Annotated in this window: 12 protein-coding genes; 3 read left to right on the forward strand and 9 right to left on the reverse strand. The window is 54.3% G+C overall.

Annotation, left to right across the window (positions count from 1 at the left end):
• Positions 1 to 376 precede the first annotated feature (376 nt).
• From GGQ73_RS06120 to GGQ73_RS06130, 3 genes are all read right to left on the reverse strand, one after another.
• A complete protein-coding gene (locus GGQ73_RS06120) occupies positions 377 to 2,200 on the reverse strand; it encodes a methyl-accepting chemotaxis protein (RefSeq protein WP_183894802.1) in 1,824 nt (607 codons plus the stop codon).
• Positions 2,201 to 2,839: 639 nt separating this feature from the next.
• Entirely contained in the window at positions 2,840 to 3,649 is an 810-nt protein-coding gene (locus tag GGQ73_RS06125) for an MOSC domain-containing protein (RefSeq protein WP_183894804.1), read from the reverse strand.
• Complete coding sequence (locus GGQ73_RS06130; protein ID WP_183894806.1) at positions 3,646 to 5,328, reverse strand: FAD/NAD(P)-binding protein; 1,683 nt, start codon at positions 5,326 to 5,328, stop codon at positions 3,646 to 3,648. The genes GGQ73_RS06125 and GGQ73_RS06130 overlap by 4 nt, the downstream gene beginning before the upstream one ends.
• Before the next feature lie 280 nt (positions 5,329 to 5,608).
• Between GGQ73_RS06130 and GGQ73_RS06135 the strand changes: the two genes are divergently transcribed.
• Both GGQ73_RS06135 and GGQ73_RS06140 read left to right on the forward strand, forming a co-directional pair.
• The gene (locus GGQ73_RS06135; RefSeq protein ID WP_183894808.1) at positions 5,609 to 7,237 is read left to right on the forward strand and encodes a sensor histidine kinase; all 1,629 of its coding nucleotides are present in this window, start codon (positions 5,609 to 5,611) and stop codon (positions 7,235 to 7,237) included.
• Positions 7,234 to 7,944, forward strand: a complete 711-nt coding sequence (locus tag GGQ73_RS06140; RefSeq protein ID WP_174155718.1) for a response regulator transcription factor — start codon at positions 7,234 to 7,236, stop codon at positions 7,942 to 7,944. Before GGQ73_RS06135 ends, GGQ73_RS06140 begins: the two co-directional genes overlap by 4 nt.
• 8 nt (positions 7,945 to 7,952) lie before the next feature.
• Here the strand turns inward: GGQ73_RS06140 and GGQ73_RS06145 are convergent, their stop codons facing one another.
• From GGQ73_RS06145 to GGQ73_RS06165, 5 genes are all read right to left on the reverse strand, one after another.
• The gene (locus tag GGQ73_RS06145; RefSeq protein WP_174155719.1) at positions 7,953 to 8,516 is read right to left on the reverse strand and encodes a hypothetical protein; all 564 of its coding nucleotides are present in this window, start codon (positions 8,514 to 8,516) and stop codon (positions 7,953 to 7,955) included.
• Positions 8,517 to 8,763: 247 nt separating this feature from the next.
• On the reverse strand, positions 8,764 to 9,900 hold the full coding sequence (locus tag GGQ73_RS06150) for an alpha/beta hydrolase (protein WP_234910904.1): 1,137 nt from the start codon (positions 9,898 to 9,900) through the stop codon (positions 8,764 to 8,766).
• A 61-nt stretch (positions 9,901 to 9,961) separates the two neighbouring features.
• A complete protein-coding gene (locus GGQ73_RS06155; RefSeq protein WP_183894811.1) occupies positions 9,962 to 13,039 on the reverse strand; it encodes an efflux RND transporter permease subunit in 3,078 nt (1,025 codons plus the stop codon).
• The gene (locus tag GGQ73_RS06160) at positions 13,036 to 14,118 is read right to left on the reverse strand and encodes an efflux RND transporter periplasmic adaptor subunit (protein WP_183894813.1); all 1,083 of its coding nucleotides are present in this window, start codon (positions 14,116 to 14,118) and stop codon (positions 13,036 to 13,038) included. Before GGQ73_RS06160 ends, GGQ73_RS06155 begins: the two co-directional genes overlap by 4 nt.
• Entirely contained in the window at positions 14,115 to 15,188 is a 1,074-nt protein-coding gene (locus tag GGQ73_RS06165; RefSeq protein WP_174155475.1) for an efflux RND transporter periplasmic adaptor subunit, read from the reverse strand. The genes GGQ73_RS06160 and GGQ73_RS06165 overlap by 4 nt, the downstream gene beginning before the upstream one ends.
• Before the next feature lie 108 nt (positions 15,189 to 15,296).
• Here GGQ73_RS06165 and GGQ73_RS06170 point away from each other — a divergent pair, with 108 nt between their 5' ends.
• Positions 15,297 to 15,932, forward strand: a complete 636-nt coding sequence (locus tag GGQ73_RS06170; protein ID WP_183894816.1) for a TetR/AcrR family transcriptional regulator — start codon at positions 15,297 to 15,299, stop codon at positions 15,930 to 15,932.
• A 4-nt stretch (positions 15,933 to 15,936) separates the two neighbouring features.
• Here GGQ73_RS06170 and GGQ73_RS06175 read toward each other — a convergent pair whose 3' ends face one another.
• Positions 15,937 to 16,629: a ParA family protein gene (locus tag GGQ73_RS06175; protein WP_183894818.1), complete on the reverse strand. Its 693-nt coding sequence runs from the start codon at positions 16,627 to 16,629 to the stop codon at positions 15,937 to 15,939.
• Positions 16,630 to 16,685: the final 56 nt, after the last annotated feature.

Here is a 16,685-nt window from a genome sequence, read left to right on the forward strand (position 1 = left end):
GATCGTGAAGATCTGTGACAGCTGAACGGATCGCCGAGGCGGTTATACATCGTGAGCGTAGACCCAAGTGGGATCGTGGGGTCACGCATCATGATCTATATCAACATTGAGGCTGTCCCACTGAGCGGCTTGTCGACAGTCGGAGATGACATTCCCTAAACAGGTAGTTTCTCGGATGCCGATGATCGACAACCGCGTCTTCAGTTCCGCCGATTGCACTGTGCGGTCAGATGAGGACCCGTTCGAACGGTTCACGTCCTTGCTGGAAGCGGTGACGGGTCATCTGAGGCCTTAAAATCAAGGCCTCAGCGAACCAAACATTGGAATGTTCTACTGCAATCCCATCGCTCAATGCCATTTATGCAGCTGACGCACTTCAAGCGACGCGCTGAGCGACTGACGGAGTGTTCCGATACCCGCTTGTCTTGCCGGATTCTGTGAGCTGGAACTGCATGACGGATTGGCGTAGCCTGCCGCTCTCACTCGCGAGTGTAACACCTGCGGCGCTCATCTCCTCGACCATAGCTGCGTTCTGTTGGGTCACCTGATCCATTTGATTAACCGCTGTATTAACTTCACTCAGCCCAACCGATTGCTCTTTTGCTGATGATGCGATTGAGCGCATGTGGTCGTTTATGATGGCGACATAGCTCTCGATCGTCTTCAACGCGGTTCCAGTTTCACTCACGAGTTTCACGCCATCCTGTACCTCAACGGAGGAATTTCGGATCAGATCTTTAATTTCCTTCGCGGCCTTTGCAGAACGTTGCGCCAATTCCCGCACTTCCTGTGCGACAACTGCGAACCCCTTTCCAGCTTCACCAGCTCTGGCGGCCTCCACACCCGCATTCAGAGCGAGAAGGTTGGTCTGAAATGCGATTTCGTCAATGACGCCGATGATGTTGGAAATCTGACCGGAAGACTGTTCGATCCGTTGCATCGCATCAACAGCATTGCTGACAACACGTCCAGAGTCTGTCGCACTTTCGTTCGCCTGAAGCGCGATCCGACGGGCTTCATCGGCGCGTTTTGAGGAGTTGGAAACATTGACGGTAATCTGGTCAAGCGCAGCCGCAGTTTCTTCGAGTGACGCTGCCTGCCGTTCTGTTCTTTTGGAGAGATTTTCAGCGCTGGAGCTGACCTCACGAGTGCCATTGTCCAGGCCATCCGTGGCTTCGGAGACCGCGCGTAGGGTTTGAGCAAGTTGCGAGACTGCGACGTTGAAGTCGTTTCTCAACGTTTCAAAATCAGGAGCGAAAGGCTTCAATAGCTGGAAGGCCAGGTTTCCGCCGGCAAGGTGGCGTAACCCTTCGCCAAGTCCAGACGTTGCCTGCTCCATCTCTTCGGAGCGAATGCGATCTTGTTCAGCACTTTGTATGCGTTGCCGTTCCGAGATGTCTCGCTGAGATTGGGCCTCTCGTTCCAAGCGGAGATTGGCGACGGCATTCGAACGGAAAATCTCCACAGTGTTTGCCATTGCGCCGATCTCGTCCTTACGACCTATGGCCGGCACGATGATTTCCGTATTTCCGTTCGCAAGTTCAACCATCGCCGACGTCATGGAAACAACCGGTTTGCCGATCGCTTTTGATAGAAGGATGCCCATGGAGAGCGCGACCAGTGCAGCAGTTGCTCCCCCAATAGCCAGGGTTGCGATTGCCGTATTGAACGTTGATGCCAAAGCCTCTGCTCGTTTTGCAGAAGCCTCTTGCTTGCTAATGGTCAATTTTCCGATGACATCGCGTATTTTCGTCAGGCGTGCTGTTTTGGCGATGTTCTGGCGTGTTTCCTCAAGACGGTTGCCGGATTGGACGGCAGCCGTGGTCGCTGCCATTTCAACGTTGAAATTGTCGATCGCCTCTTGCAAAGGTCCTATGACACCATTGGCTTCGTCCGGCCCCAACTGTTTTGCAAGTTGCGTCACCAAGGGCGGAATTGAGGCGGTCTGTTTGTTGATGCGCTCAATGAATTCACCGTTCGTGCTCGCCACGTATCCGCGCATGGCATTCTGATTTTCAACGAGGTTGGCAAGAATGGCATCTGCAGTTTTCAGGACGTCTTGCGTCTCGCGATTTTGGGCTGTGGCCTTTTCAATATGGGCCAGCGAAAAATAAACAATTCCGCAGAGAACAAGCACAACGGCGAATATCGAAGCAAAAGCTACCAGTAATTTCCGAGAGATATTCCAATTCGCAAGCATTTTTACCTCTTTGGCTGAAGGTCAGAATAATCATGGATTTTATGGTCTGCAGCCAATTCATTTACTGGAGACGTTAAAGCTGCAGCAGTTCCTGATCATTCTGCGAATAAGCCAAATCTGGTGGCTGAACTGAAAGCGGAATATCCTACAGAATATTACATTTATTTATATTTGATATTTCTTTAGTTTGAATTAATTTCAGAATATTCGATAATATTTTTGAAACATAAGTGATTTTTAATATATTTAAATCAACTAAAAATTAAATTTAAGACATATTTATTGATAATAAACGCATAGATTGATTTATTAATCAGCATTAATTATTTTTTATTCCGAATTTATTCTTGTTTTACAAATTTTGTACTTTGGATTGAAAATTACTTTTTTGAACGCGTGATAATCCCCCGTTTTTTATGGACGCTCCGCATTGGAATTCTGGGAGCTATCGATATTTCGAGGTCGGAGACCGAACTGTGGCATCGGATCTTGACGCATTACCTACCATTGTAGTTCTCTGAAGTAGTCTGATTCCATCGCGGTTATCGCAGCGACTGGTTCTTTGCGTTTGTCGAACTGTTCCCTTCGACTGGCCAACTACCATATGCCAACTTTACGTGAACCTCGTTGGCCTAGAAATTACAGTGTCATCACCTCGAGGTTTACGTTGGCCTCGACGGTTAATGTGCCCGGCTGAGGAATATGACAATAAATCCCAAAATTTCGGGCGTTGCGACGAACAAGGGTTCGCAAAATCTCGGGCTGTTCTGTTAATTCAGGCTGAGCGATCAAGGTCATTCCGCACCTTTTGGCTTTTTCCGAAACTTGAACTCTTTGCGCACCAAGCCGAAGCGTAGCCCCCAGCCAGCTTTCTTCGATAAAACCGGATTCTTCAGGGTCTGGCGAACCTGTCTCGATCAAGACCGCGGGACGAAACCGGCGCTGGTTCATCTCGTCTAAGGAGGCAAGGCGAGCAAGTGTTCTCAACGACTGCGTGGTGATAATGTGAAGAGGGCTTGGATCGTAGCGATTTGAGATGATCGGAAGACCCGCAGCCTCAGGCAGATTGGTGCGCGCGTATCGTCCTATGCCGACATCAAAGCCGAAGTGGTTTGACAGACGAAAGAGCACCGTCTTGTCAATAACAGAGACAGCCGCACCATCAGGGAAATGAATGCGCGGCAATCCGTTTTCGTCCAGTGTGCTACGTAGAAACAAAGCGGATCGCCAGCGGACGTCTTTTTCTGGTGCTGCAGCAAGCCCGGTAGAGGTGTCAAAAATGCCGAACTCGCGATCTCCCACGATACCATTCATATCGACATTGACGGTATGGCACGTCTCTCCCCCCAAAGAACTCACCGGATAGCGCCACAATTCGGCTATGCGTCCCACCTGTTTCATGGTGCGACGCTGCGACGCGGTGACAGTTCCTGCGCTCATATCATTCATGCGGAGAGCAACTCGGTGAACTGTGTATGGCTCAGGTCTTCGATGATGGCGTGTGCGACGATCTCGCCGGTTTCTGCCGCGCTCGTGATGCCCTGAACAAAAGGGTTCTTGTGCAAAAGAAACGGAATCGCAGCGCAGTAAAGGCGGTTGGAGACGGTTCCCGCTGTGATCGTACGGTAATGGTCATCCACGTCGATGCCGCCCAAACGCACGCTCGACACGGCTGCATCGCCCACCAGGAAGCCCGAAGGCTCGGCTGTGGGCGCTTTTCGTACGGTTTCCTGGCTGACCAGTGTCGGAAACGGAAGTTCACGGGCGGAAAGTGCACTTTGGCCTGTAGCATCTATGAAGTTATCAAACCGCTCCGTCCTGTCACCCAACGCAACGTACGCCCCACGCGCCGAGTCTGGCTTTGTGATCTCATAGTCGCTACCGAGCTTGAAGATGTCCAGCCGTGCCGCGTTTCGCAGTGCCAACAGACGCTCGATCGAGAGGTGTGGCACCGTTGCGTATTCATCGATGAAGATGCCCTTGAACGATGCGTTGAAACGCGCAAAGTCTTCTGTGTCGAGATGCGGAACGACTTTGGCGATGATCTCGTGTGTAATCATTATGGCGTAACGCCATGGCACCGTAAATTCTGCTGCCGCATTCTGTTTGGCTTCGGCAAGGTTGGCAGCGGCCCACACAAAGGGATCGATGTTTGAGCGGCGGGCATAATACGCGTTGGCAAACGTATCTACAGTCAGCTGGCTCAGCCCGATCTCAGCGGCATAATCCGGATCAGCAAGACTGATTTCGTTTCTGAAAAGCTCGAATACCTTGTCCAAAAGTCCGTTCGATCCCTGAGAAATCAAAGCCTCGATCGCTTCCGGAGTGCAAATGCGCGGGCGCATGTAAGGCAGCGGACAATAGAAGTCCGCTTCCGGAAGAAGTCCCTTTCGAGACATCAGGACCGCATGAAAATCTTCACTGCCGGTCGATGGCTGGTACTGGAGATTTCCGGTCCCGTCATACACGAATGATCCACACGACGTCGCCACCGTCATAAGCGCGTCGATTGCACTCAGTGACGTACCCAATATGCCCAACCGCCCGCCTTCGATCGACTGAAGTGCGGATGCGGGCCACGCCGACATGAAATATCCGGGGTGAGTTTCGGTATTTTCCGGCCAGTTGTGACCGGTCGCCATCACAACGTGGTCGTATAGCGCATCGAAGGTTTCACCCGCGGCCTCGACTTTCAGGCGAATTTCGCGCGTTTCGAGGGCAATGTCCCTCACGCGGTGTTGCACACGGATGTCCACCTTGTGACCATTTTTTTCCGCCTGCGCTTTCAGATACAAAAACTGGTCGTGGAAATAATCGCCCAAGACCAAGCGAGGGTAAAACTCGCGCTCGCTGATTTGGGTGCGGACAATCCCGAATGTAGAGAGATATTCGTCATCACGACCACGAAGCCAATCCGCCAAGGTTTGTCCCAGCGGTGGGATTTCAATACTCGGAATATTCGACAGCATGGCCGGATCATTAATTGTGGGAAGATACGGCGTGCCTTTCCCTGCATAGTTTTCAGCTTCGTATATGGTGATGGAGAGGTGCTTAGGCGAATGGGACAAATGCTGGAACGTATAAATACCTGTCGGGCCAGATCCAATGATACAAACTCTATCCGTCATAAAAACTTTCTCCAGCGGTACCTAATATACCTATCCCCCTAAACACCATCTGGACCATATCCGTTCCACGCGTCGGTGCTATGTCCGCTTTCGGACGGATGGGGGTGCCTGGCCTCGTGGAATGCGCGGGTTTGAGGCCTAGCCGTTGCGCTCATCGAAACATTTTGCACCTTAGCCGAATAAATACCGCAAAGTCCGCCTTTGCATAAGCGATGTAAACGCGCGTTATGAGAATGTCGTTCGCCAAGGGCCATGGCCCGTTTAGGGGAAAGGGGGCAGCATGGGACGGTTTGACTTCACGATGCGGCTGATCGCGGCCTTCGCGGTTCTCGCGGTGTTGATCGTGTCTCAAGGCCTTCTCAACCGTCATATTGCCACAGAAGCCGAACAACAAGTTATTCGCGGCCGATATGCGGGTGATATTTTGTCAGGGCTGCTTGAGCTATCTGCCACCAAACAGAGACTGCGGGCCTGGTCCTTGCGCGCTTTGATTGGCGCGGACCACGCGCCTGGCGATGGTGAGATGCTTCGCGCCCAGATGGCTGCCACCATCGAGCAGATTCAGCGGATCAGCGAAAAATCACGGGAGATGGATCATCTCGCCGGCGCTTCAGCGGACGATGATGACGCACGCGACGAGGCTCTTCAGCTTATCTCGGGCAGTGTCATCGCACTGAAACCCGCTATCGAGGACATCAGGTCCCATACGGGGGCAGATGATGTGCGAAGCGCCTGGGCATCCATCGAGACGATCTTCGATCAGGGGGCGGGAAGGGATCTTCGCGAAGTTCTCAACAACACCATCTCCGAGGAGAAGTCGCAGCTCGTCATTTCGCGGGCCAACGCGAATGCAGCACTTTTGCAACTCAATCGCGTGCTTGCCGTTCTGACCTTCATCATCGCAATCATCGGGATGGGGCTGGCCTATGTCATCGCCAAAGCCATCCGTCGCCCGCTACAGCAGATGTCCGAAGGGGCGAGAGCTTACGAATCCGGCCACCTCGAGCATCGTATTCCCGTGACGACGACTGACGAGTTCGGCCGTTTCGCAAGAAGCATCAATCGCATGGCGTCGGAACTTTTGCTTCGCCGAAACGAAGAAGCCAATCACCGCGTTGTCCTTGAGCAACAGGTTAGGGAGCGGACGTCTGCCTTGGAAGATGCTCTATCGCGACTGAGGGCATCCGAGGGTCGTCGGCGCAGTTTGCTGGCCGACATCAGCCACGAATTGCGGACACCCACCACTGCAATTCGCGGTGAAGCGGAGATCGCGTTGCGCGGGCAAAAAACAGATGGCGAGTATCGCGCCTCGCTTGAGCGGATCGGGCAGGCCGCCAGTCAGATGGGCAGTCTGATCGACGACTTGCTGATGATGTCGCGCGGTGAAGACGAGACACTGGCGCTCAATAGCGAGCAGATTGATATCGCAGGTCCGCTCGAAGAAGCGCTGTTAAGCGCGGGAACACTCGCAAATCAGCGAGGTATCAAGATTGCCACCGATATCGAGGACGCAGAGACGATTGTGGCGGGCGACCCATTTCGCCTGCGTCAGGTCATCGCCATTCTTCTCGACAACGCCATTCGCTATTCGCCGCAGAATTCACACATAGATGTCAGTTCCAGTATTACCTCAAACGCTTGGGAACTTGTCGTTCGAGACTGTGGGATCGGGATCGAAGCTGATGCGCTTCCCCATGTTTTCGAACGTAATTTCCGGGGCAACAATGCACGAGTTCACCGTCCCGATGGCACAGGCCTGGGATTGTCGATCGCCAAACATTTGACGTCTGCCCATAATGGAACGATCACGCTTCATAGCGAGAGCGACCGGGGAACGACGGCTACCCTTCGCTTGCCGTTGTTGGGAGCTAGTCGCGCTGCTGAAGCCATCATGGAGACGACGAAGTGAACATACTGATCATAGAAGACGATCCAAGGGTGGCAGACTTTCTGGAACGCGGCCTGCGTGCCGAGGGCTACAGCGTCACCGTTGCCCGAGACGGCCCCACCGGGATCGAACAGGCGCACACCCTGTGGCAGGAATGGCGCTCGACGGGCGCAAGCGGTGCCATTTTACTTGATGTGATGCTGCCGATCATAAACGGGTCGGATGTCTGCCAGACGCTTCGCGCCAGCGGTATTTCTGCGCCAATCTTGATGCTGACCGCACTGGGTTCGGTGAGTGACCGCATTTCTGGATTGAAAATGGGTGCTGACGACTATCTGGTCAAACCATTCTCATTCGAGGAGTTGTTGGCACGAATAGAAGCACTGATGCGTCGTCCCATCGAACTGCGTCCGCTTGGGACAAAAACGTTGTGTGTCGGGGTGCTGGAACTGGATCGTGAGTCCATGCGCGTTACGGTCGATGGCGAAGAGATATCGATGACCGCAAAGGAACTTGCGCTTCTGGAGCTGTTCATGTCCGCCCCGGGACGGGTACTCAGCCGAGAACGTATTTTGGCAAATATCTGGGGCGCGGGTGAAGATCCCTTGACCAATGTCGTTGACGTCTATGTTCGCCGACTGCGCGCAAAGATCGATCGCTCATCGGACAGCCGCTCATGTATCACGACTGTCCGAGGCATTGGTTATCGTCTGGAGCAAGATCGGTAGACGATTGCTTATTTTGCCGAATAAGGCAGTGAAGAATGATGCTGAACGATGCGAATCGTCCCTTCGTCATCCTTCTTGAAGGTCCATGACTTGTCGACCGTTGTCACTTTGCCATCCTTATCGGTGAAAGAGACGTTTCCAAGTGTGGTTGCGTATTCTCCATCTAGAAGAATGGCAGCGTTTTTGACCTCGACTTCACGCCATCCCTTCAGGGCAAAGCCTGTATCGGAAGGGTATTTTGGGTTCTGACCCACAAAATAGGACAGTGCGCCTTCGCGGTCCGTTCGGAATGTCTGCGGCTCTTGCGTCAGCGTGGGCTTGAAGAGGACCGGCCCAAACTGGTAGCCATAGGCTGCATCAATAACTTTTGCAGCCATCTCCTGGGCCGGCTTTACGCCTTTCTCTTCATACTCCCGCGAAATGGCAACGAGCGCTTCGCCCCAGGCTTTCTGCGACTGAAGGACTTCAGACTCGCTGATGGCCCGATTTTTGGTTTCGACGGCGTTCACGCCACCGGCAGTCATGAGCAGAGCAGTTCCGGTCACGGCAGTCGCCTTGGCTATCCAGCGCATAAGTTTTGATCTCCTGTTTGATGGCTCGTTTTGAGCGACAACAGGAATATGGGTGTCTTCTCTGAAGCAGGCGTGGCTGCTGTATGAACAGATGATGGACAGAAGATTACAGTTCGAGTGGCGAACCAGGGTGTCGAATCTGCGATGACAGCCGCAGACACGAACAAAGTCTTTTCATCAGCCTCTCGAAAATCCCGGACACGCAGGGAGCTGCATGAACCGCAACTATGGTTCGAGGCTCATCCGATTATTGCCTTGCGATTTGTCCAGCAAGCTTGAACGGACTGGCAACGGCGGCACCAGCTGCGTCGAAGACGAAGGCACCAATGTTGCCGCCGCTCAAGCGCATTCGAGCTTCTGCCTTATCGATGTTTCCTGCAAACTGTGCAAGTGAGGCGTAGCGATCATGGCCGAGGCCGTCGGCTGATTTCAGCGATGAGATATCGACGACGCGGACGCGCTCTGCTTTTGCGGTTTCCTGGATCACGGGGTCGTTCACGTCTAGACTCCCCACTCTGGGCCGTTCACCGCCGACAAAGCTGGAGAAGCTCAGCGCCTTGTCAGACTTCGATACCAGAAGCGTGATCGGGGTTGGAATGGCTCCGATATCGCGAATCTGCGCTCGGAACACGTCGAGGTCGATATCTGGAGCAGCAAGCACAATCTGCAGCTTTGCCAGGACATTGCTCCTGCCTTCGAGCCTGAGTTGTCTCGCGGCCTCCATGGACAGAAAACCGCCCATACTGTGACCGAATAGGATGATGCGCTTGACCTTTGGTGGGGCCGCTATCGTTTCGAGAAGGGACCCAAGCTCCGTGCGAGAATAAAGGACGGCGTCACGGTCCGCCACATATCCCGCCACGCTTGCCGCAGATGGCCACGAAAACATAATCGGTGTACCAACCGCGCCGGCATCGGCGACCATCTGTGCTGTTCGGAACAGGGCTTCCTGGTAGGAGTAGTTGTAACCGTGGACAAAGACCGCAGCGGTACCATCAAACTGCGGCGCGCTGATCGTCTTTTGAACAAGTGAAGCCTTTGTCAGCGCTTGTCGACCGGTCACGATATATTGGCGATTTGGATCTGGCGTTTTGGACACATACTGAATGTTGGGTCCATCCCGCTTGGAAGGCACCGAGATTGAAAACTGATCATAGCTCGTCGCACCTGCCCAGCGGCTCCCATAAGAAGCGTCTTTCGCCACCGGATCACGATTGGTAACGGCGAGGATACTGACCTTCTTCTGCTGGTCGGCCTTCAGTGCTACCGGCTTGAGAACATCGGGTGTCGGGCGCGAAACGCAACCCGTCAATGCAATCACCGTTGCGATGATGACCATTGTGTGAGGCAAGCACCTGCCGCCCTTTGTCATGAGAAGTGACATGGTTTACTCGTTTCGTACGTGGGGCGGCAGAGGAGGGCGCTTGAGCCCCCCCCGTTTTGGTTCAGGCCGTTGCGGGTGGATGCTCGGGGTCTTTTGTGACGTCTTCCCGCGGAATTCTAAACCATGCGACGTAAAGTGCTGGCAGGAACAGGAGCGTAAGAACGGTTCCGACGACGATACCACCCATCATGGCATAGGCCATGGGTCCCCAGAAAACTTCCCGCGAAATCGGAATGAGAGCTAGGGTTGCCGCTGCGGCCGTCAGCATGATCGGCCTCATACGGTGTTCGGTCGCCTCTATGACAGCTCGCCATGGCGTCATTCCTCCCTCTCGCAGATGCTCGATCTGGACCACAAGTATGACCGAGTTTCGTATGAGAATGCCAATGAGTGCGAGAATGCCCAGGATCGCGACGAAGCCCATCGGTGCATTGCTCAAAAGGAGGGCAGCAACCACACCGATCAGCGCAAGCGGCGCCACCGCAAATACCAGGAACAGGCGGCTGAAGCTTTGCAACTGGAACATCAGGATCGTTGCCATGGCAAACAGCATCATCGGCGCAACGGCAGCAATCGGACCCTGAGAGTCTGCACTGGACTCGACGGAACCACCAATTTCTACCTTATAGCCTGCGGGAAGATTAGCCGTAAACTTCTCGATTGCTGGCTTCAGTCCCTCGACGACCGTCGCGGGTTGCGTGGGTCCGACAACTGCGGCCTTGATGATGATCGTCGGGATACGGTCTCTTCTGCCAATCATTGGTTGCTCGAGTTCGTAGCGGAACTTCGCGACGGCCGACAGTGGAACGGACTGGCCGTTAGAGCTTGGCAATTGAAGGTTTCTCAAGGTTTCAATTGATCCACGCTCGACGTCTTCGGCACGGCCGATAACATCTATAAGATAAATGTCATCACGGACCTGTGTGCTGGAAGACCCTTCAACGACGTCATTGAGGACGGTCGCGATATCCTGAGAGGAGACACCAAGCTGCCTTGCCTTATCTTGGAGAACGTCGATTTTGACAACGCGAGATGGCTCGTTCCAGTCAAACGTCATGTTAGATAGCACCGGGTTGGCGCTGACGATTGCGCCTAGTTGCTGCGCGTATTGGCGCAACTTCTGTACATCAGGTCCGCTCACGCGGTACTGAACAGGCTTGCCGACCGGGGGGCCGATATCGAGAAATTTCGCAAAGGCATCGGTGCCCGGGAATGTCTTGGAAAGATACGCCTGAAGATCGGCTTTGAGACGGTCACGCGCCTCCAGGTCCTTCGCGACGATCACGACTTGACCAAACCATGCGGCAGGGCTCTGCACGTCATAGGACAGAATGAAACGAGGGGCACCCTCGCCGACATAGGTCGACCAGTGGTCGATATCAGCGTTGCCAACCAGTTTTTCTTTTTCAAACTGAGCCATCTGGCGGTCTGTTTCGGCAATCGTACTGTTTTGCGGCATACTCCAGTCGACAATCAACTCCGGACGATCGGATGTCGGGAAGAACTGTTGCTGAACCAGACCCATTCCGCCAAGTGAAAGCGCAAACACAGCGACTGTAGAGATGATCGTGATCCAGCGAAAGCGCATGGCTAGGCCAAGAAGCCATGAAAAGCCGCTTGCCATCCGCCCCTTTTTATCGTGATGGGACTTCATGGTTTTTGGCAAAATCATCACGCCAAGAAGAGGTGTGAACACCACGGCCACCACCCAGGAGACAACGAGTGATACGCCAATCACGACGAAGAGCGTGAATGTGAACTCGCCTGCGGCACTGCTGTTCAGGCCAATCGGGATGAAGCCAGCGACAGTGACGAGTGTGCCTGTCAGCATCGGAAATGCGGTCGACGTGTAGACGTAGGTCGCGGCTTGTCGAAGATTGTCACCCACTTCCAGCCGGGCGACCATCATTTCGACGGCGATCATAGCATCATCCACGAGAAGGCCTAGAGCAATGATCAGCGCACCCAACGAAATGCGCTGAAGCGAAATGCCGGTGTATTCCATGTAGACAAAAGTAATGGCCAGAACGAGCGGTATGGACACGGCCACGACCAGTCCGGCCCGAACGCCCAAGCTGATGAAACTGATGGCCAGAACGATGACCACGGCTTCAAACAGCGCGGTGGTGAAGCCGGAAACGGCCTCCTCGACCACGGCCGGTTGATCCGAGACGCGCTCGACGGTCACGCCGATCGGCAGGTCGGCGACCACGCGCTTCATCTCGGCATCAAGATGTTCGCCGAAGGTCAGAAGATTTGACCCTGTGATCATGCCAATGGCGAGGCCAATGGCAGGCTTGCCCTGGAAACGAAACAACGACGTTGGGGGATCAACATAGCCGCGCTTGATCGTTGCCACATCTGTCAGTGGGAAATAGCGGTCATTCACCCGAAGATTGATGGATTTCAGGCTTTCTTCCGAAGAAAAACCACCGCCGACACGGATAGCGATACGTTCAGGTCCGGCATCCACGAAACCCGACTGGGTAACCGCATTTTGTGCTTGAAGTGTATTGATCACCGCTTGGCGATCAAGCCCCAGCGCAGCGATCTTGCGTGTTGAAAATTCAAGATAGATAGCTTCGTCCTGTTCGCCGATGATATCGATTTTGCCGACATTTTCGATCGTTAGAAGCTTGGCGCGTGCGTCTTCAACGAGATCGCGTAACTGTCGTTGGGACAGGCCATCCGACGTGAAGGCATAGATGTTGCCGTAAACATCCCCGAACGTATCGTTAAAGAAGGGGCCCACCACACCGCTTGGCAAACTGCCCTTGATATCGTTGACCATGTTGCGAACCTTGATCCAGTTCGTGGTCACATCCTTGGCCTTGGTCGTGGGCAGCAACTCGACGTAAATTATTGTCTGGCCCGCTGTCGTTTCGCTCCTGACGTAGTCAAGAGCGTCCAGCTCTTCCAGTTTCTTTTCAATCCTGTCGGTAACCTGTTTGGTGACTTCCTCGGCAGAAGCCCCTGGCCACTGGGCCCTCACAATCATGGTTTTGATCGTGAAAGAAGGATCTTCCTCACGTCCCAGATTGATATAGGAGAACGCTCCAGCCACCACGAAGATGATCATGAAATACCAGACCAGCGAACGGTGTTCGAGTGCCCAGTCGGAGAGATTGAACGGCTTCACTGGGCAGTCTCCTGATCGATGCGAACGGCCTGGCCGTCTTGAAGTTGGTTGACACCTGCGACCACGATGCGGTCGCCGGGATTGACGCCTTGAAGAACGACAAGCGGTCCGCCCGTTGCAGTACCCGTGTCCAGGGTGACCTCGCGCGAAGAGACCTTGCCTTCCTTGTTGTCGACGACCCAGACGAGCGTTCTTGAACCGTCGCGTTTGATGGCAGACGATGGGAGTTGAATGACGGGGCTGGAGCCAACCGACGCACTCGCACTGATGACGGAGCCTAGCCGCAAAGCTTCCGGTGGATTGACGAGGGTCAATTTCGTGCGCCGCGTCCGGGTCGCGCTATCGGCAAGAGGCGTTATTTCGCGAACGATGCCTTTCGCTTTGATATCAGAATCCAGCTGCAGCGATACGTTGAATTCCGCACCGCTCTTCAAAAGGCCACTCGCGGTTTCCGGGACGTCGATGACGGCATCGCGTTCCTCGGGCCGTGCGACCGTGACAATGCTTTGGCCTGCCGACACGACCTGACCGACTTCGGCAGACGTCGCTGTCACCACACCGTCGAATTCGGCGCGAAGCTGCGCATAGTCCAGTTGCTCTTTTGCTTTGTCCAGATTGGCCTTTGCCTTGTTGAGGTTAGCCGCGTCCGTGCTGCGCTCCAACTGGGCACTTTCAAACGTGGCCTTGGCGGCAGACTGGCGTTCAAACAAGGTTTGCTGACGCTGCTCGTTGCTGGTGGCGTTTGCAAGTTGCGCCTGCGCGTTGGCAAGATCAGACTGGGCGCTGCGAACGGCCAGTTCCAAGGCTATCGGATCAAGAGCTGCGAGAACATCGCCCTTTTTCACGAGATCGCCCACCTGGACGTTGCGGGCAACGATGCGACCAAGAATACGAAAACCAAATTGGGTCTCGATCCGCGCGTTGACTGTGCCTGGAAGCGTCAGTGTTGCCTGTGGAACGGGTTGTACGACTACGGAAAGAACGGGACGCGGCTTTTCGGGAGCCTTATCCTCTTCCCCGCAGGAGACTAGAAATGTCGTGGCGAGCATCAGTCCCACGATCGTCTTTGGATATGTCATTTTGCCGCTCCTTCGTAGGCCACGACTTCGCCGGCTGTGAGAAATTTGGTGCCGTCAGAAACCACGATCTCGCCCTCCGACAGGCCTGAACGAACGGAAAAGCGCTGGTTCGCATACGCTGTTATCTCGATCTGGCGCAAAGATACGGTGTTGCTTTTCGGATCAACGATCCAGACAGCGGGTTTGCCCGAGACTGACGCCATCGCAGACCATGGCAGTTCAATCGTCTTTACGGGCTTGTAATGCGCAGTCGCAACGACTGGACTTCCCAGGCGGACATCAGCGTCCGGATCCAGCGAAAGCTTGACTCTGATCGTACCGGTGGATGTGTCGATGGTTGGCGATACTTCCCGAACTTTCGCCTTGATCGACGGCCCGCCTGACAGCATTCTGACCTCAACGTCATCCTGGATTTCGCCGCCAAGCAGAAGAGATTCGTCGGCATTGATGACCGCGTCGCGTGGGCCGTCATGGGCCAGGGTGAAGACCGTCTGTGCCGCCTGCGCCACTTGCCCGACTTCCGCATTCCGCGCCGTGATAATACCGTCGGCATCCGATTTGAGTTCGGTTTGTCCCAGGGCATCGCGCGCGCTGTCGACCTGCGCTTGTGCCGAGTCAGCGGAGCCGCGTGCGGTCAGAAGAGATTCTTGAGCGGAATCAAGGGCTGCGCGTGTGGTAACGCCTGTGGCCAAAAGGCTTTGCTGTCTGTCATAGGCTTGCTGCGCCTGGGTCTGTTGCGCTTTTGCAGACTCAAGGCTGGCAATGGCGACCTGGAGATCAGCCTGTTGTTCCTGTGGATCTATGCGCGCAAGGATCTGGCCCGATTTGACGCGGTCGCCGACATCCACAAGACGCTCCGTGATGCGGCCGCTGACACGGAACGAAAGGTCCGATTGAACCCGGGCACTGATCTGACCAGTCGTTGCAATGGCGGTGGCCACGTCCAACGACGCGACCTGAACCGTTTTGACCTCCCGAACCGGCTTTTCCTGACTACCTCCCTCGGGAGCACAGGCGGCAAGGCTTACCAGTGATATCGCCATGCTGGCGATCGTAGCTACGCGTCTCATACATTGCCTCTTGAACCATGATGAATACGTGATACATTTGACTTACCAGATAGTCAATGAAATTGTTTTGCGGCACAACTTTTGAGTCGCGGCAGGTTAGGATGATGAATGAAAAGGCTGACACGCGCTCAACAAAAGGCGCTTAGGCCCACACAGATTCTCGATGCAGCCTTCGAGGAATTTGTGGAACACGGATTTTCCGCAGCACGAGTAGAGGATATTGCCGATCGTGTCGGTGTGACGAAAGGCACTGTCTACGTCTATTTTCCGACAAAGGAAGACTTGTTCGCAGCGATGATCGAGCACATCTCCGTACCCATTCAAAAAATGATTGCTGACACGCAAGCCCTAACAGGAACCTGCGTGGAAAGGCTAACCGCGATGATGAAACTGTTTTACAAAATCAGTGTCGATCAGCGGGAGGTTCGTGAGCTCTTGAGATTCGTAATTTCCGAGGGGCGACGATTTCCAAAGGTTATCGATTCACACCGCGATGACCTTGTGGACCCACTCCTGATGCGCGTCCAGACAATCCTGAACGATGGTATAGCATCCGGCGAGTTCGTCGCAGGCCCTAGAGCTGAAGCACAACTGGTCTTCGCGCCCATTCTAGCCATGATCTTTGAAACGCTCATTCACGATGGTAGACGAGAGCTTGATATTTCTGCCTATATCGAGGCCCACCTGGACTTGGTTTTGGGAAGTCTTGTCAACAAAGACGGTCAGCCCAGCGAAGCGGGCTGAAAGTTTAGGCAGCAGACACCAGTCTCGTCGCAGATTGGGTAGGTAAGAGGCGCGTGACCTCGTCTGCGAAAGCCTTGGCGTTTTGCAGTGCCTTATCCAGATTGCTGACTTGCGATGCGTTCATCATGTGGAGATAGCCGCCGAACTCAAACATATCACGAAACGCTGCGCGTTCGATGATCGGCGTGTCCAGAACATGCACGTTTCGGTTGGCGAGAAGCGCTTTGGCAGCCAAAAGCGCGCGCGTCGTGACCATGGAATTGACGCGAGACAGCACAACGGAGTGCGGTATCTTGATGGACGCGCGATCATCGAGATAACGGAGTAATTCGAGCACCTGCGCGCCGCCCTGTGCATCCATCGTGCTGCCCTGCACGGGAATGATGACATGGTTGGACAGACCCACAGCTGTCGCAAGAAGCGGAGACTGGGCGCCGGGAAGGTCGATGATGACGTGATCGAACTTACGGCGGTTGTCCAGCACGTGCTGTTGAAGGCTGGATGCGGAAACATAGGTTATGACGGAAAGATCGACACGGCTGTCCGCCGCCTCCCGCCATTTGGAGAGCCAACGCTGGGGATCTGTGTCAATAACGCAGATTTTCAAACCACGTCGCGCAAGTTGTGAGGCAAGCAACAACACTGCTGTCGTTTTGCCAGCGCCGCCCTTTGTGTTCGCGAAAGTAATGACCGCCATGACCAGATCCGGTGAATGCTCGCGGGCGATCATCGCTCACTTGGAGCACCAGAATC

The sequence above is a fragment of the Rhizobium skierniewicense genome, from assembly GCF_014196515.1.
GTDB lineage: Bacteria > Pseudomonadota > Alphaproteobacteria > Rhizobiales > Rhizobiaceae > Agrobacterium > Agrobacterium skierniewicense.